This window comes from Actinocorallia longicatena (assembly GCF_039534125.1).
GTDB classification, from domain to species: domain Bacteria; phylum Actinomycetota; class Actinomycetes; order Streptosporangiales; family Streptosporangiaceae; genus Actinocorallia; species Actinocorallia longicatena.
In genome coordinates this window covers 83,895-99,166 of the sequence record NZ_BAAAUV010000011.1, presented here as the reverse complement: position 1 = coordinate 99,166, position 15,272 = coordinate 83,895, and the positions used below count along the sequence as shown (strand labels likewise).

Below are 15,272 nucleotides of genomic sequence, written 5' to 3'. Positions count from 1 at the left end.
GGGCCTTGCCGGTTCGGCCGGGGGCTCAGGGCGCCGGGGCGGACTCGGCGGAGGGCGGGGACTGCAGGATGACGGTCATCGTGGTGCCCTCGTCCTGGACCGAGTCGGCCATGAGGTGACCGTGGTGGGCGCGGACGATGGCCTCGCAGATGGCCAGGCCGAGGCCGGTGCCGGGCAGGCTCTTCTCGGTGGCGTTGGCACCACGGCGGAAGCGCTCGAAGATGTACGGAAGATCGTCGGCGGGAATGCCGATGCCCGTGTCGGTGATCCGCAAACCGGGGTCGGGACCGTCGCTGAGGACCGCGACGGTGACGGTGCCGCCCTCGGGCGTGAACTTGACGGCGTTGTGCGCCAGGTTGAGGACCAGGCGGGAGAGCTGGTCGCGGTCGCCGTTGACGACCACGGCGTCATCCGGGAGCCGGTTGACCAGGGTGACGCCCTTGGCCTCCGCCTGGGGCGTCAGGTCCTCGACGACCTGGGCGACCGTCTCCCGCAGGTCCAGCGGTGCGACCCTCGGATCGATGTGGCCCGCGTCGATCCGCGACAGCATCAGGATGTCCTCGATGAGCGACCGGAGCCTGCGGGCGTTGCGGTCGACGATCTCGAGCATCCGGTGCTGGTGTTTCGGCAGGTCTTCGTCCATGAGCAGCTCGACATAGCCGGAGATGCTGGTCAGCGGGGTACGCAGCTCGTGCGAGACCGTCGAGATGAACTCGCTCTTCTGCGTGTCCAGCGCCTCGAGCTCGTTGACCAGCTGAAGCTGGTTGACATAGAGCGCCGCGCGGTCGAGGGCCCGCCCGATCTCCGTGGCGACGGTCTCCAGGAAGGCCAGCTCGGATCCCTGCCAGACCCGGGTCCGGCTGTCGCAGGCGCTGATCCGCCCGATCGGGGTGCCCTTGAACAGGACCGGCACCGAGATGAACGACCGGATGTAGGAGTCCTTCATCCAGAGCAGCAACCGCTCCGACCAGTTGTGCTGGGGATCGCCGACGTCCTCCACCAGAAGGACCTCGTCCTCGTCGACGCGTTCCACCAGGTCCTTGTGCCGGGCGACCGCCGTGTCGTCGATCGGGCGGGTGTCCGGCGCGGCCCACTGAAAGGCCGAGGCCGGCATCCGCTCCGATGCGAACGTCTGCACGAAGATGTAGGGGATCTCCAGCCGCTGCCCCACCCCCCGGACCGCGGTCCGCAGGATCCGCCCCATGTCCAGCGAGGCGCCGAGCTCCTGGCTGAGCGTCTCGGCGTCGAGCGCCCGCTGCTTGCGCCGACCCAGCTCGTCCAGCTCCACGACCATCCGCTTCTGCTGGGCGTACAGGTCGGCGTTGCCGAGCGCGCTGGCCAGGTCGGTGGCGACGGACTCGATGCAGCCGATCTCGTAGTCGGTCCACTGCCGCTGCCCGGCGCAGCAGACCGCGAGCCGCCCGAGCATCCGGTCGCCGAGCGCCAGCGGCAGGAACACCCCGGCGACCATCCCCGACCGCCTCATGTAGTCGACCAGCCCCTCCGACCAGCGGTCGGTCTCGGCCAGCACGTCGGCCGAGGTGCAGGTCTCCATGGTCCTGAGCTCGGTCACGCGCGGCGCGAGCTCGTCGAGAAGGTCCCAGCCCATCTTCGGGACGCCCTCGGCGGTCCACTCGATCCGGTGCGGGAACAGCCCGAACTCGTCGAACAGCCGGAGATGGACGCGATCGGCCGCGGCCAGCTCGCCGACGCCCGCCACGGCCAGCTCCAGGATCCGGTCGGAATCGAGGCTGTCGCGCAGCCGGCGCCCGAGCGTGACGGCCCGGAGCGTCGTGCGGCGCTGCCGGTCGAGCGCGGCCAGATCGGTGAACATCTGGTTGTTGATCAGGTAGATCTCGGTCCGCGCCAGTGACCGGCCGAGATCGGCGGCGAGCACCTCGATGGCGGCCAGCTCCTCCTCCGTCCAGTCCCGGGGCGTGAACTGCCCGACAGCGATCAGTCCCAGCCGGCTCTCCCCGCTGATGATCGGGGCGAGGACCCCGGCGTGGATGCCGTCCCGCTTCAGCCGGATGCGGTGCGCCGGCGGGATCGGATCGGCGTCGACGTCGCGGCAGACCACGAGACGCGCCTTGGCGATCTCCGGCATGGCGTGGAACAGATCGTCGATGAACTCGAGGGAAAGGGGCGGCGGGGCGGCGTCGGCCGTCCAGATCGAGGAGAACGGTGAGACGCCCTGGGTCGTCCGGATGGCGATGTGGATCGAGTCGGCGCCCAGCAGGGCGCCCATCTCCGGAGCCGCGGTCCGCACCGCGGCGTCGAGGCCGTCGGCGTCGCGGATCCGGCGGCCGAGCTCGGCCGTGTCCAGTGCCAGCCGCCGCGCCCGGTCGGCCTCCTCGAGCTGCCGGATGAGCCGCTGCTGCCCCGCGTAGAGGCGGGCGTTGACGAGCGACCGGCCGAGGTCGGCGACGACCGACTCGGCGAACAGGACCTCCGCGTCGGTCCACTTGCGCGGCGTGTCCTGGCCCAGGTAGATCCGGCCGAGGGCCTTGCCGCCGACGTCGAGGTTGAGGATGATGCCGGACCGCATCTGCAGGAGGCGTCCGGCCTCCCGGATCCCCTCCGACCAGCGGGGCTCGAACCCGTCGTCGACGACCCACGTGCCCGAACGCGCCATCTCCGGGGTCCGGGTGTAGATCTTCAGCAGCAGGTCCGGGTCGATCTCGGTCCGGCCGGGCCCGACGTACTGGGCGCGCAGCGGCAGCAGCCCCTCCGTGTCCTCGACCCTGATGTAGACGTGCTGGACGCCGAGGGCCATGCCGATCCCCGTCGCGGTCGTCTTCAGCACCTCTTCGGAGTCCAGCGAATCGCGGATCTTCGATCCGAGTTCACGCGACAGCGAGGCGTACCTGGAGAAGCCCTTCATGGCGCGCCACCTTCGGTCATAGAGGGATGATTCACCGCCGAACAGCCCTCGAACCGCCCCTGGTCAAGGCTTGACGCCCGCCCCGCCAGGACATTGCCGCCGCAGGGGTATCTCCGCACCACATGACCGAGAAACCGACTTCGGGACCGGCCAGGTGGGCCGCCTCCGTCTCGCCCTCCCGGCGCCAGGTGCTGTTCAGACGGCCCCGGCGGCGGCTGCGCGCCAATCTGACCCAGCTCATCTACGCCCTGGCCGGAGTGCTCCTGGGCCTGTGCGCACCGCTGCTGCCCGACTCGCCCGGCATCGACAGCGCACGGCTCGCCACGTTCCTGTTCACCGTCGGATTCGGCGTCGTCAGCCTGGCGAGCATCATCTTCTCGCTGCTGTTCCTGGTCGTGCAGTTCGCCTCCAGCACCTTCACCCCCCGGCTGGCCCTGTTCCGCGACGACCCCATCGTCTGGCGGACCTTCGCGTTCGCCGTCGGGGTGTTCGTCTTCACCATCACCGCCGGGCTGGCCATCAGCGGCGAGCCGAGGACCTCCCTCCTCGTCCCGGCCTTCACCGGGCTGCTCATCCTCGTCACCCTGGCCCTGATGCGGACCCTTCAGATCCGTGCCTTCTCCTCGATCCAGCTCGCCCCCTGCCTCTACGCCATCAGCGCCGGCACCCGCGCGATCTTCGACTCGATCTACACCCACCCCCTCGGGGACGACCCGGCGCCGCCCCATGAGCCGCTCGGCGCCCGCGCGACCATCGGGTGGGACGGGCGGCCGGCCGTGCTCCAGCAGCTCGACGTGTCCGCCCTGGTCGAGACCGCCCGCGCCAGGGGGTCGGTCATCGTGATGCGGACGCCGATCGGGGCGCCGCTGTTCACCGGCCAGATCCTCGCGGAGACCACCGGTCCCGGAATCCCGGAGCGGGAGGTCCTCCGGCAGGTCGTGACCGGGCCCGAGCGCTCCTTCGACCAGGATCCCTCGCTGGGCTTCCGCCTCCTGGCCGACATCGCCCTGCGCGCCCTGTCCGCTGCGATCAACGACCCGGCCACGGCCGTCCAGGCGCTCGACCAGGTCGAGGACCTGCTGTCCCGGATCGGCGACCGTGAGCTCGACATCGGCCGGATCACCGACGAACGCGGCGACGTCCGGCTCGTTCTTCCGCTCCCCCGGTGGGAGGACTACCTGGCGACGGCCCTCGACGACGTCATCGTCGCCGCCCAGGGCTCGCCCATGACGCTCCAGCGGATCCGGAGCCTGCTCCTGCGTCTGGCGGAGGAGGTGCCCGAGAGCCGTCGGCCGTCCCTGCGGGTCCGGCTCGTCCGGGTCGAGGACGCGCTCGGCGAGCGGTTCCCCTGGGCCGTCCGGGCAAAGCCCTAGACGAGGCGGTCTGTCGGACGGGACCGGGAGCGGCATTCTGGATATAGAGAGTCATGGACTCCACTGTGCGACGTCAGCGCTGGTCGGCGCGGTTGTCGTTGGCGCTCGCCGCGGCGGCGCTGCTGGTCATCTTTCTCACCGCCGGGCTCAGGAGCGTCACGCTGCTGGCGCTGGGGGCGATCGCCCTGGCGGTCACCGCGGCGGCGCTCTGGTGGGTGCTGAGCCGCACGGGCGTCGTCCGGGTGCTCGCCGCCGTCCTGGCCGTCGGCGTGCCGATCGCGGTCCTGCTGCACTACCGCGCCGTGGGGCTGCTCTGGGTCGCCCTGGTCGCCCTGGCGCTCTGGATCCCGGCCGTGCTCGCCGGGCGTCACGCGCTGAGCGAGGCCGCCGCTCCCCCTCCGCCGGCCGAATATCCGGCGGCACGGGCCCGGCAGCCGTTTCTGATCATGAATCCGCGGTCGGGGGGCGGCAAGGTCGAACGGTTCGGCCTGGCGGAACGGGCGCGGGCGTTCGGCGCCGAGGTGGTCCTGCTCGACCCCGCCCATCCGCAGGACGTCGCGGAACTCGCGGAGGAGGCGGTCGGCCGGGGCGCCGACCTGCTCGGGGTCGCGGGGGGCGACGGCACCCAGGCGCTGGTCGCCGAGGTCGCGGCACGGCACGACGTGCCGTTCTTGGTGATCCCGGCCGGGACGCGCAACCACTTCGCCCTGGACCTCGGGCTCGACCGGGAGGATCCCGCCACGTCCCTGGAGGAGGCGTTCACCGACGGCGTCGAACTCCGGGTCGACCTGGGGACCGTCGGGGACAGGGTGTTCGTCAACAACGCCTCGTTCGGGGCGTACGCGGAGGTCGTGCAGAGCCCCGAGTACCGCGATGACAAGGTCCGCACCGTCCTGCGGATCCTGCCCGACCTGCTGACCAGGCGCGGCGGCGCCCGGCTGACCCTCCGGGCGGGTGGCGTCGTGGTCGAGACGCCCCAGGCGGTGCTCGTCAGCAACAACCCCTACCAGGGGGGCGACCCCGCCGGGCTCGGCCGCCGCGAGCGTCTGGACACCGGCAGGCTAGGCGTGCTGGCGGCCAGCGTCGACGGCGCCGCCCAGGCCGTCGCGATGCTCCAGGGCCGCCGCCACCCGGGGCTCGCCGCGCTCACGCCCGCCGAGGCCGTGATCGACGCGGACGCCTCAGAGATCCCCGTCGGCGTGGACGGCGAGGCGCTCGTCTTCGCGACCCCGGTCCTCTGCCGGATCGAGCCGGGTGCCCTGCGGGTGCGGGTGCCGCGGCACCGCAAGAGCGCGCCCCGCCCGAAGCCGCCGCTGGACTGGCGCAGACTCGGACGGCTGGCCTTCTCGGCCTCCTGACCTCGCGGGGCCGCCCACCGGCGGATACGGTGGGCGGCCCCGGTGCGGAGGATCAGGCCTCCTGGACGGCCTCCGGCGCCCGGCGGCGCAGCACGGCCTTGCGGATCTCGGAGACGACGACCACCGAGAGCGCGGTGCAGACGCAGATCAGCCACTGACGGCCGTTGAGGACGGTCGTGTCGAGGATCCGCTGGAGCGGATCCAGCGTGACCGTGGCGATGAGCGTGAGGATCGACACGGCGGTCGCGACGTTGAACTTGTGGTCGGAGACCGTGTCGAGGCTGAAGATCGTCCGGTGCTCGTCCTTCGTCGCGATCGAGAAGAACAGCGCGAACAGCGAGAACGTGACCACGCCCATCGTGAAGGCGATCTCGGTGGAGTGGTTCCGCTCCGCCCAGCTCGCGACGCCGAGCGTCCCGACGCCCATGACCAGGCCGACGAATCCGAGCCAGGCCATGGTGCCGCGGGACAGGATGGGCTGGTCGGGGCGGCGCGGCCGCCGCTCCATCAGGCCCGGCGCGTGGGCCCCGTAGCCCAGGCCGATGGCCTGGAAGAGCAGGGTCGTGAAGTTGATCCACAGCGTCTGCAGCGGCAGGAACGGCACGCCGCCGATGATGTTGAAGATGCTCGCGCCCAGGAACGAGGTGATGAAGCCGAACAGGCAGCCCATCTGGAACCGGATGTACTTGACGAGGTTGTCGTAGAGACCCCGGCCCAGCTCGACCGCCTTGACGATGGTCGCGAAGTTGTCGTCGGTGAGGACCATCACCGCGGCTTCCTTGGTGACCTCGGTGCCGGTGATGCCCATCGCGATGCCGATGTCGGCCTTCTTCAGCGCCGGCGCGTCGTTCACGCCGTCGCCGGTCATCGCGACGGTCTGGCCGCGGCTCTTGAGCATGTCGACGAGGCGCACCTTGTCCTCGGGCGTGACCCGGGCGATGACGCCGATGTCGTCGATCTCCGCCGCGATCCGCTCGTCGGACATCGTGTTGAACTCCGCCCCGGTGATCACCTTGCCGTCGATGCCGAGCTCGGCGGCGATCGCGGCGGCGGTGACGGCGTGGTCACCGGTGATCATGCGGACCTGGATGCCCGCCTTCTTCGCGGTCGCGATGGCGTCCTTGGCGGCGGGCCGGGGCGGGTCGACGATCCCCACCAGCGACAGCAGCTCCAGGTCCTCGACGAGGGGCAGCAGGTCGGCGGACGGGTCGAAGGACGCCGGGTCGAAGTCGCGGCGGGCGGTGGCCATCACCCGCAGGCCCTGCGAGCCGAGCCGCTCGTTCTCCGCCAGGTAGAGCCGCCGGAACTCCTCGTCGGCGGGCACCGTGCCCCTGTCGGCGTCGAACACCTGGGACGCCCGGGCGAGCAGCTGGTCGGGGGCGCCCTTCACGAAGCAGCGGACGACCTCCCCGCCGCTGTCGCCGGTCATCCGATGGAAGGTCGCCATGAGCTTGTAGGCGGCGTCGAAGGGCAGCTCGGCGACGCGCGGGTAGGTCTCGCGGGTCGCGACGGCCGCCACCCCGCCCTTGGCCGCCAGCGCGACCAGGGCGCCCTCGGTCGGGTCGCCGATCAGCTCGCCGTCGTGGACGACCGCGTCCGAGGCCAGGACCATCGGCAGCAGGAACGGGTCGAGCGGCACCTCCGACTGCCCGGCCACCCGGGTGATCCCACCGGAGGTCGAGTAGCCCTTGCCCTCGATCTCGTAGCGGCGGCCGACGATCGCCATCTGGACGGCCGTCATCTCGTTGAGGGTGAGCGTCCCGGTCTTGTCCGAGTTGATCGCCGAGGTGGAGCCGAGCGTCTCGGTCGACTGCAGCCGCTTCATGATCGCACCGGCCTTGGCCAGCGACTGCGTGCCGTGCGCCAGGATCGTGGTGACCACGGCGGGCAGGTTCTCCGGCAGGGCGCCGATGGCGAACGCGACGGCCGCCTGGAAGACGGCGCTGAAGGAGTCGCCGCGGGCCAGGTTTAGCACGGCCGACACGATCAGCGCTGCGGCCGCGATCCACAGGATCTGGCTGGTGAGCTTGTCGAGCTGGCGGGTGAGCGGCGACTTGTCGTCGCCGGCCTCCTGGAGCAGCCCGGAGATGTGCCCGACCTCGGTCGTCATCCCGGTGGCCGTGACGACGAACTCGCCCGCGCCCCGGGTGACGTTGGTGTTCATGTAGACCATGCCGGACCGGTCGCCGAGCGGGGTGTCGTCGCCCGCCACCGGCTCTGTGCCCTTGGTCACCGGCAGGCTCTCACCGGTCAGCGCCGACTCCGCGACCTCCAGCGTCGCCGCGCGCAGCAGCCGGCCGTCCGCCGGGACGACGTCCCCGGCCTCGACGGCCACGATGTCGCCCGGCACGAGCTCCTCGGCGGAGACCACCTCGACCCTGCCGCCGCGCCGCACCCGGGCCTTCACGATCATCATCTTCTGGAGGGCCGCGACCGCCGCGGCGGCCTTGCCCTCCTGCCGCAGGCCGAGCACGGCGTTGAAGAGCGTCAGGCCCAGGAGGGTGAAGCCGGTCTCCCACTCCTGGAGCGCGAGACTGCCCACCCCGGCCACCAGGAGCACGATCTGCATCGAGTCGGCGTACTGGCGCAGGAACGCCCGCCAGCGCGGTTCGGGCGGCTTCGTCACGAACCTGTTGGACCCGTACCGTTCCGTACGGGAGGCGATCTCGGCGGAGTCGAGACCCTGTTCTTTGTCGACCCTTTGCGCGAACAGGACTTCATCCGCGCGCAAAGTGTGCCAGGCGGGCCCGGTGTCCGGGGCCTTCACCGCCATGTCTGGAACGTGAGTGGTCACCGCGTCTCCTTGGAATAGTCCGCAATGACTACATTTCCGAAAGGGGAATATGCTAACAAAAGTCAAACTCAAGGAAAGTTTGCTAAGTCCTTTTTGGCATATTCCTTCGGTGCCCGAGTGCCTCCAGCATGGCGACGAGACGGCGGTGCAGATCCTCCGCGCCGACGATCTCGGTGCCGGGCGGCACCCAGCCGGCCGGGGCCAGGAGGAAGGCCCGGTCCTGCCAGCCGCCGAGCCCGCCGTGGCAGCCGACGAGGTCCTCGAAGGCCGAGACCTCAAGGGTCTCGGGGTCCAGGGCGCTGTTGACGTAGAGGTCGGGGGCCTGCGGCATCCGCAGCGCGTCACGGAGCCTGATGGCGGCGTGCTCGCCGTAGGGCGCCAGCGGATCGGTCCCCTCGACCTCGCCGGTGTCGAGCCGGTGCACACCGTGGGCGCCGACGGCCACGGGCCCCCGGCCGTCGTCGCCCGCGACGAAGCCGATGCCGGGATGGTCGACCAGGCCCGGGACCAGCCGGGGCCAGCGGGCGTCCAGGTCGGCCAGCGTGTGCGGCTCGGGCAGGTAGACCATGCCGAGGTTGCCCGAGCCCAGGACGACCGGCGCCCCGGTCTCCTCGGGGTCGGCGACCGTGGCGCGCGCCCGCAGCCGCCGGGCGGCCGAGTGGGCGGCGCGCTCGGTGAGCTTCTCCCGGCCGGCCAGGTCGTCGAGGAGCACCTCGACCCGGCCCCAGCTCTCGGGGTTCTCCTCGTAGGTCTCGACGCGCTGCCGCATCAGGTCGGCGCAGAGCCCGCCCAGATCGATGCCGTAGCGGTCGGCGAACGGCTGGCCCTGCGACTGCCCGTGGTCGGACAGGACGACGAGGTGGTAGCGGCGGGCGGTGTGCCGGGAGACGTCCTCCAGCACCGACAGGACCTGGTCGAGGCTGGTGAGCGCGGCCAGGGACTCCAGGCGGGCGCTGCCCGCGTGGTGGGCGACCTCGTCGTAGTCCACGTAGTCGACGTAGACGCTGCGGGTGCCGCGCATCATCTCCTCGACGAGGATCATCGTGTTCATGTCGCGGAGCAGGCCGTTGCTGACGGCCCGCAGGACGGCGAACGTCCAGGACCTGTGGACGCGCGGCCGGACGTCCAGGCGGCGCTGCCGGGACGCCTGGAACCGCTCCCGGACGATCTCGGCGACCGTGCGGCTGAGGCTGCGGGCGAAGCCGTCGGGGCGGAGCACGAACTTGGCGAAGATCCGCCGGGTGTCCCGCGAACCCCTGGTGAGGGTGATCCGGCTCATCGTCAGGAGGCTGCGCGGGGCGTCGCCGGAGAACATGTTGGACACCGAGACGCCGTCGTCGGCCAGCAGCCCCCGTCCGGTGCCGGCGCGCTCCTCGATGAGGGCCGCGTCGGCGGGACGGTTGGCGATCACGACCCGGCCGAGTTCACGGTCGAGCCAGCGGAAGGCCGGGATGCCCTGGCAGGTGCCGTGCAGGATGCCCTGCTGGCTGGCCGGGGTCGTGCACGGGATCTGGACCGTCCAGCCGTGCAGGGTGTGCGACCCGGACGCGACCAGCCGGTGCAGCGTCGGCATGGACCCCGACTGGAGGGCCCAGCTCAGCACCTGGTGGGAGACCCCGTCGAGCTGGACGAACAGGACCCCGTCGAGTTCGGGATCGGGCACCTCGCGGTGGTGCCGGGCGGTCCGCCGCAGGGACGCGCTGAAGGAGTCGGACGTGCCCGCCGTCGCCGCCCAGACCAGGAAGGTGCTCGCGATCGCGGTGATCCACGAGGCCGCGACCGCGGTCCAGAACGAGGTGCACTCCACCCCGGGCACCAGGGTGAGCGCCACGTGGACCACCACCGCCTGGCCGACCAGCGCGGCCAGGCCGACGACCAGCCAGCCCAGCACCGCCGCGACCTCGGTGAGCAGCGGCCGGATCACCAGGCCGAGCAGTCCCGTGACCGCGGCGACGCCCACCACGGCCCAGCCCGAGGTCACCGACAGCCCGGGCAGCAGCCACACGGCGACGCCCAGGGCCGCGGCCCCGGTCGCCCAGCCGACGGCGAGACGGGCGAAGTCGGCGGGCCGCAGCCGGCGCGCGGCCTTCACGGCCTCCGCCCTCCCCGCCGGACGTCCGTCATCCCTTGTCGTTCCCGGTCGCGGCCGGGGCGCCGTCCACGGCCGGGGGCGGGTCGTCGGGCAGGGTCGGGAACGCCCCGCCCGACTTGACGTGGCGCGCCTTCCATCCGTAGTCGACCGCGACGCTCAGGACAAGGATCACGATGATGGCCGTGATCGCGGCGGGCTCGTGGATGAGCGTGGTGAAGATGAAGGTCAGCAGGACCAGGCCGGCCGAACCGACGGCGAGGCCGAGGATGACCGGGTTGGCCTTGGTCTCGTGGCGGACCCGGAAGTGGGCCACCGTGATGAAGGTGAAGATCAGCAGGGCGACGGCGCTGCCGATCGAGGCGATGGCGTCGAGGTTGAAGAACAGGGCGAGGACCAGGCAGACGACCGCCTGGACCAGCAGGCCGACCGACGCGCGTCCGCCGAGCCTGCGGGCCATGACCTGCGGGAACTGCCCCGTCTCGGCCAGCCGCTCCGACAGGCCGACGGCCGGGTAGAGACCGGCGTTGGTCGCACCGGCGGTGGAGAACAGCGCGGTCACGGTCATCAGCCAGTAGCCCGCCTTGCCGAGCGTCGGCTCGGCCGCCACCGCGAGCGCCGTGCCGCCGGAGGAGATGACCTTCTCGACGGTCAGGGTGCTGAAGACCCCGATGGCGATCGCCACGTAGATGACGGTCGCGATGCCCAGCGCCAGGAACATGGCCCGCGGAAGCTGCTTCGACGGGTTCTCCAGGTCCTTCGCGGTGAAGGTGATGATGCCGAAGCCGAGGAAGGCGAAGAAGGTGAGGGCCACGCTGGAGACGATGTCCCGCACCGACGGGTACCCCGAGGGCGACAGCAGGGAGAAGTCGCCGCTGGCGATGGTCACCACCGCGAACACGGTCAGGATCGCCATGACGACGAAGACGATGAGCGTCTGGGCCTTCACCACGAGCCTCGAGCCCACGATGTTCACCAGCGTCATGACGACGATGATCAGTGCGGCGAAGAACGTCGCCCAGCCCGTGCTCTCGTCGGCCACCGCCGAGCTGGCGTAGCTGCCGAACGAGACCGCGACCATGGCCGTCACGATGCCGTTGGCCACGTAGATCAGCCAGGCGGTGATGCCGGTGACGTGGCCGTTGCCCATGCCCTTCGCCACGTACTCCAGCAGTCCGCCCGCGGACGGGTACCGGGCGCCGAGCTTGGCGAAGGAGTAGCCCTGGAGGACCGCGATCGCCCCGGCGATCAGGAAGGAGATCCAGACCGCGGCGCCCGCCACCTCCCCCGCGGCCCCCAGGAGGGCGAAGATGCCCGCCCCGACCATCGCTCCGACACCGATGAACGCCGCCTGGCGGACGTTCATCGTCTTTGGTGCTGACTCCATGTGAGCCGCCTTTCCGAAGAACCTTTTCCCAGCCGCTGGAAGTCGTGGATCGCACTGCGCACCGCAGGAGTCACCGGGCGACGGCCTCCCGGTGCTCGCTCTTGATCTGCATCTCCGGCCGTCCGGTGGCCAGCAGCCAGGCCGGCGCGAGGATGACGCACAGGACGGGCAGGAGCGCGATGTCCGCCACGACGGTCACCGCCAGGAACAGGCTGAGCCAGCCCTGCCGCGTCGTGGCGAGCAGGACTCCGAGCAGGGCGGAGCCGACGGCGAGGCCGATCGGCACGGCGTCGACGAGCTGGTGGGCGAGCAGCCCGAAGACGACCCCGACGAACACGATCGGGAAGATCCGGCCGCCCTTGAAGCCGCAGGTCGCGGCGGTGAGCAGCGCCGCCAGCTTGACCAGGACGATCAGGAGCAGCCCGCCGTTGGTGTGCTGCTCGGCGAGCAGTTCCTGCATCTCCGACAGCCCCTTGAACAGGGTGATCCGGCCGCCGATCGCGCCGAGCACGCCCAGCACGAGACCGCCGAGCCCGATCATCAGGACGGGATGGCCGACGCGCTGGAAGAGGCCGTGGACCTTCGGGAACGCGTACACCGCGCTCAGTCCCAGCGCGCACGCCGCCACCGCGATGGCGGTCCCGCTGACCAGGTCGACGAGATGGAAGCCCGGGTAGGCGGGAAGATCGATCTCGATCGCCGCATGCGCCATCACCGAGGTCGTCAGGGCTCCCGCGCCGGCCGCCAGCAGCGGGCCGAAGAGCCGGTCCCACAGCGCCGTGTCGCTCTTCCCGGCGAACACCTCCGAAAGGATCAGGGCCGCGGCGACCGGGGTGCCGAAGAGGGCACCGATCGTGCCCGCCGTGGCCAGGCCGAGCCACATCTCCCCCTTGATCGAGGGCAGGAACCGCAGGCCCAGCGCCACGGCGAGGGTCACGTTGACCGCCGTGATCGGGTTCTCCGGGCCGAGGCTCACCCCGCCCGCCAGGGTCAGCACGGTCGCCAGCAGCAGCCCTGGGACGGTCGCCGGTTTCAGCGGCGGCCCGATCAGGCCCTCGGTGGCCGGGTCGGGGCCCGCGCCGCCCGGGAACCGCCAGACGACCAGGCCGACGAGCAGACCCGCCGCGGTCAGGATCAGGACGGTCCACCAGGCCGGTTCCCCCGCGACGCCCAGCGCCTCCGGCAGGTCGTCCCAGACGAGATGCTGCAACCCCTCCGCCAGCGCGTCGACCGCGGCGAGGATCAGGCCGCAGGCCACCCCGACGCAGAGCGCCGGGATCACCAGCGCCAGCAGCTTCGCCCTGGGGCCCTCGATCTTCACAGGCGGACCTCTCCGGAAAGGGACCTCGGGGCGAGGCCGTCGTTCGGGGGAGGGTCGTGCCACGAGGGGGGAGGCGGTTCAGCGCTTGTCGGTCCGCAGGGCGTTCCCGCTGTTGTACTTGCACAGGGCGAAGATCGCCAGAATGCTGCACGCGACCGTGACGATCGACCAGATCGGGTAGTAGGGCATGAACAGGAAGTTGGTGACGGCCGCGAGCGCCGCCATCCCGATCGCGACGGCCCGGGCCCACAGGTATCCGCCGAACACCGCGGCGCCCGCGCAGAACACCAGGATCCCGATGATGAGGTTGATCCAGCCCCACGTGGTCACGTTGAACTCGAAGAGGTACTCGCGGGTGTTCACGTAGTAGCTCCCGCGGAAGATCGCGACGAGCCCCTGGAACGCCTGGAACATCCCCGTGATGATCATCATCGCGGCCGCGAAGACGGTGAATCCGAGAACCCAGCCCCCGGCGGGCGGTTCGGAGTAGTCGTACTGTTCAGGCCGAGCACCCTGTGGGGCCACAGAACACCTCCTCGATCGTGCCGATCCTCTGATCTTCACAGTGCCCGGCGCGGCGGGGGACGTAGACCAAGCGGGGCCGAAGGTTCCCTCAAGGGCAGTTTGCCGGGATCCGGCCGGTGTGGACGGCGTTGACGAGGGCCTGGTGGTCGCGCTCGTTCTGGTCGGCGTAGTCCTCGGCGAACCCGACGAGCGCACGGTCGAAGGAGTCCCCCCGGCCGAGGTAGGCGGCGATGCCGATGGGGTCTCCGGACCGGGCGTGGGCCCGGGCCAGGGAGGCTCCGCAGTAGCGTCCGAAGGCCCTCATCGTGGCCGGGGCCATGTTCTCCGGGACCGCCACGCCCTTCCAGTCACGGAGCTGCCGCACGTAGAAGTCGCGGTGCCGGCCGTCGATCCCGACGGTCGACTGCCAGCCGAGGAAGATGTCGCTCGCCGCCTGGAGCAGCCGCTGCCCTGCCACCACCCGGTGCCCCTCGTTCGTGTACTCGCTCGCGCCGAGATAGGGGGCCAGGACCGACTCGCCGGCCTCCTTCGCCTGGAGGATCAGCGGATCGCCCTCGTCCCTGCCCTGGAGGAGGATCACCCAGCACCGGGTGCCCACGCTGCCCACCCCGACCACCTTGCGGGCCATGTCGATCACCCGGAAGCGGCTCAGCAGATGGCGGCGTTCGGAGGACAGGCTGTCGCCGTAGCCGCGCAGCAGTTCGTGCAGGTTCTCCTCCAGGTCGTCGCGCTCGGCGCCGGAGACCAGGTCGCGGAAGGGCGTGATGAGCGGCGGATCGGCGATGAACCGGCGCCGGCCGTCCTCGGTCCTGGTGAGCTTGGTGAAGGCCTGGAGGCTGGTCCGGGTGCGGGCCTGGGTCATCGCCCGGGACAGGTGCCCGCGGATCCTCTTGTTCTGGAGCGCCTCGAGCTGGTCGGCGTTGTCCTGGGCGTACCAGACGTCCAGGACGGGCAGCGCGGCGAACTCGTGCATCCGCTCCCGGTAGCCGCGCACGCAGTCCTGGACGAGTTCCCTGCGGATCCTGGTGGAGAACCCGTTGGCGCGTCCTGCGATCACCAGGCTCGTGGCCAGCCGCTTGACGTCCCACTCGAAGGGGCCCGGCAGGGTCTCGTCGAAGTCGTTGATGTCGAACATCAGATGGCGCTCGGGCGAGGCGAGGAGCCGGAAGTTCAGCATGTGCGCGTCCCCGCAGAGCTGCACCGTGATCCCCGTGTGAGGGGTGGCGCCCAGGTCGGCGGCCATGAGCGCCGCGGCTCCCCGGTAGAAGCGGAACGGCGACTCCATCATCCGGGCGTACCGGATCGGGACCAGCTCCGGCACCCTGACCGCCGACTGCTCCTCCAGGACGTCGATCGGGTCGGCTCTGGTCGCGGGCGGCTCGAACCCCTCGTGGGCGGAGCGGGGCAGCCGGGAACGGACTCCCCGGCCCTCCGAAGCCCGTTCGGCGGGGCCCGCGTCTTTCTCGGCGGTCATGGGCGGAGCAGGCTCCTCGCGGTCGTGGACGGAAACCGTCCGGGAGGACCGGCCGGCCCGGTCCCCA

General features: G+C 71.1%; 9 protein-coding genes. 2 read left to right on the top strand and 7 right to left on the bottom strand.

Annotated features, from left to right (window positions below; genetic code table 11):
* Positions 1-25 precede the first annotated feature (25 nt).
* Positions 26-2,884, bottom strand: coding sequence for a GAF domain-containing protein (locus tag ABD785_RS22540; protein ID WP_344831574.1), 2,859 nt, complete (start codon positions 2,882-2,884; stop codon positions 26-28).
* Positions 2,885-3,006: 122 nt separating this feature from the next.
* On the opposite strand from ABD785_RS22540, the gene ABD785_RS22535 reads away from it, so the two are divergent.
* Entirely contained in the window at positions 3,007-4,257 is a 1,251-nt protein-coding gene (locus ABD785_RS22535) for a DUF2254 family protein (RefSeq protein ID WP_344831571.1), read from the top strand.
* 53 nt (positions 4,258-4,310) lie between these two features.
* Entirely contained in the window at positions 4,311-5,615 is a 1,305-nt protein-coding gene (locus tag ABD785_RS22530) for a diacylglycerol/lipid kinase family protein (RefSeq protein ID WP_344831568.1), read from the top strand.
* A 52-nt stretch (positions 5,616-5,667) separates the two neighbouring features.
* On the opposite strand, the gene ABD785_RS22525 is transcribed toward ABD785_RS22530, so the two are convergent.
* From ABD785_RS22525 to ABD785_RS22500, 6 genes are all read right to left on the bottom strand, one after another.
* Positions 5,668-8,409 (bottom strand): cation-translocating P-type ATPase, encoded by a 2,742-nt coding sequence (locus ABD785_RS22525; RefSeq protein ID WP_344831566.1) that lies wholly within the window; start codon positions 8,407-8,409, stop codon positions 5,668-5,670.
* 82 nt (positions 8,410-8,491) lie between these two features.
* On the bottom strand, positions 8,492-10,501 hold the full coding sequence (locus tag ABD785_RS22520) for a phage holin family protein (protein WP_344831564.1): 2,010 nt from the start codon (positions 10,499-10,501) through the stop codon (positions 8,492-8,494).
* Positions 10,502-10,529: 28 nt separating this feature from the next.
* Positions 10,530-11,885, bottom strand: a complete 1,356-nt coding sequence (locus ABD785_RS22515; protein WP_344831562.1) for an APC family permease — start codon at positions 11,883-11,885, stop codon at positions 10,530-10,532.
* 70 nt (positions 11,886-11,955) lie between these two features.
* Positions 11,956-13,206, bottom strand: a complete 1,251-nt coding sequence (locus tag ABD785_RS22510) for an ion channel protein (protein WP_344831559.1) — start codon at positions 13,204-13,206, stop codon at positions 11,956-11,958.
* 78 nt (positions 13,207-13,284) lie between these two features.
* Positions 13,285-13,731, bottom strand: a complete 447-nt coding sequence (locus tag ABD785_RS22505; protein WP_344831558.1) for a DUF7144 family membrane protein — start codon at positions 13,729-13,731, stop codon at positions 13,285-13,287.
* Between the two features lie 88 nt (positions 13,732-13,819).
* Entirely contained in the window at positions 13,820-15,205 is a 1,386-nt protein-coding gene (locus ABD785_RS22500; RefSeq protein ID WP_344831557.1) for a DUF2252 domain-containing protein, read from the bottom strand.
* Positions 15,206-15,272 lie beyond the last annotated feature (67 nt).

Bases quoted from the DNA above. Each gene is read 5' to 3' on its own strand.
- ABD785_RS22540 (WP_344831574.1), bottom strand. From the start codon at position 2,884: ATGAAGGGCTTCTCCAGGTACGCCTCGCTGTCGCGTGAACTCGGATCG.
- ABD785_RS22535 (WP_344831571.1), top strand. From the start codon at position 3,007: ATGACCGAGAAACCGACTTCGGGACCGGCCAGGTGGGCCGCCTCCGTC.
- ABD785_RS22530 (WP_344831568.1), top strand. From the start codon at position 4,311: ATGGACTCCACTGTGCGACGTCAGCGCTGGTCGGCGCGGTTGTCGTTG.
- ABD785_RS22515 (WP_344831562.1), bottom strand. From the start codon at position 11,885: ATGGAGTCAGCACCAAAGACGATGAACGTCCGCCAGGCGGCGTTCATC.
- ABD785_RS22500 (WP_344831557.1), bottom strand. From the start codon at position 15,205: ATGACCGCCGAGAAAGACGCGGGCCCCGCCGAACGGGCTTCGGAGGGC.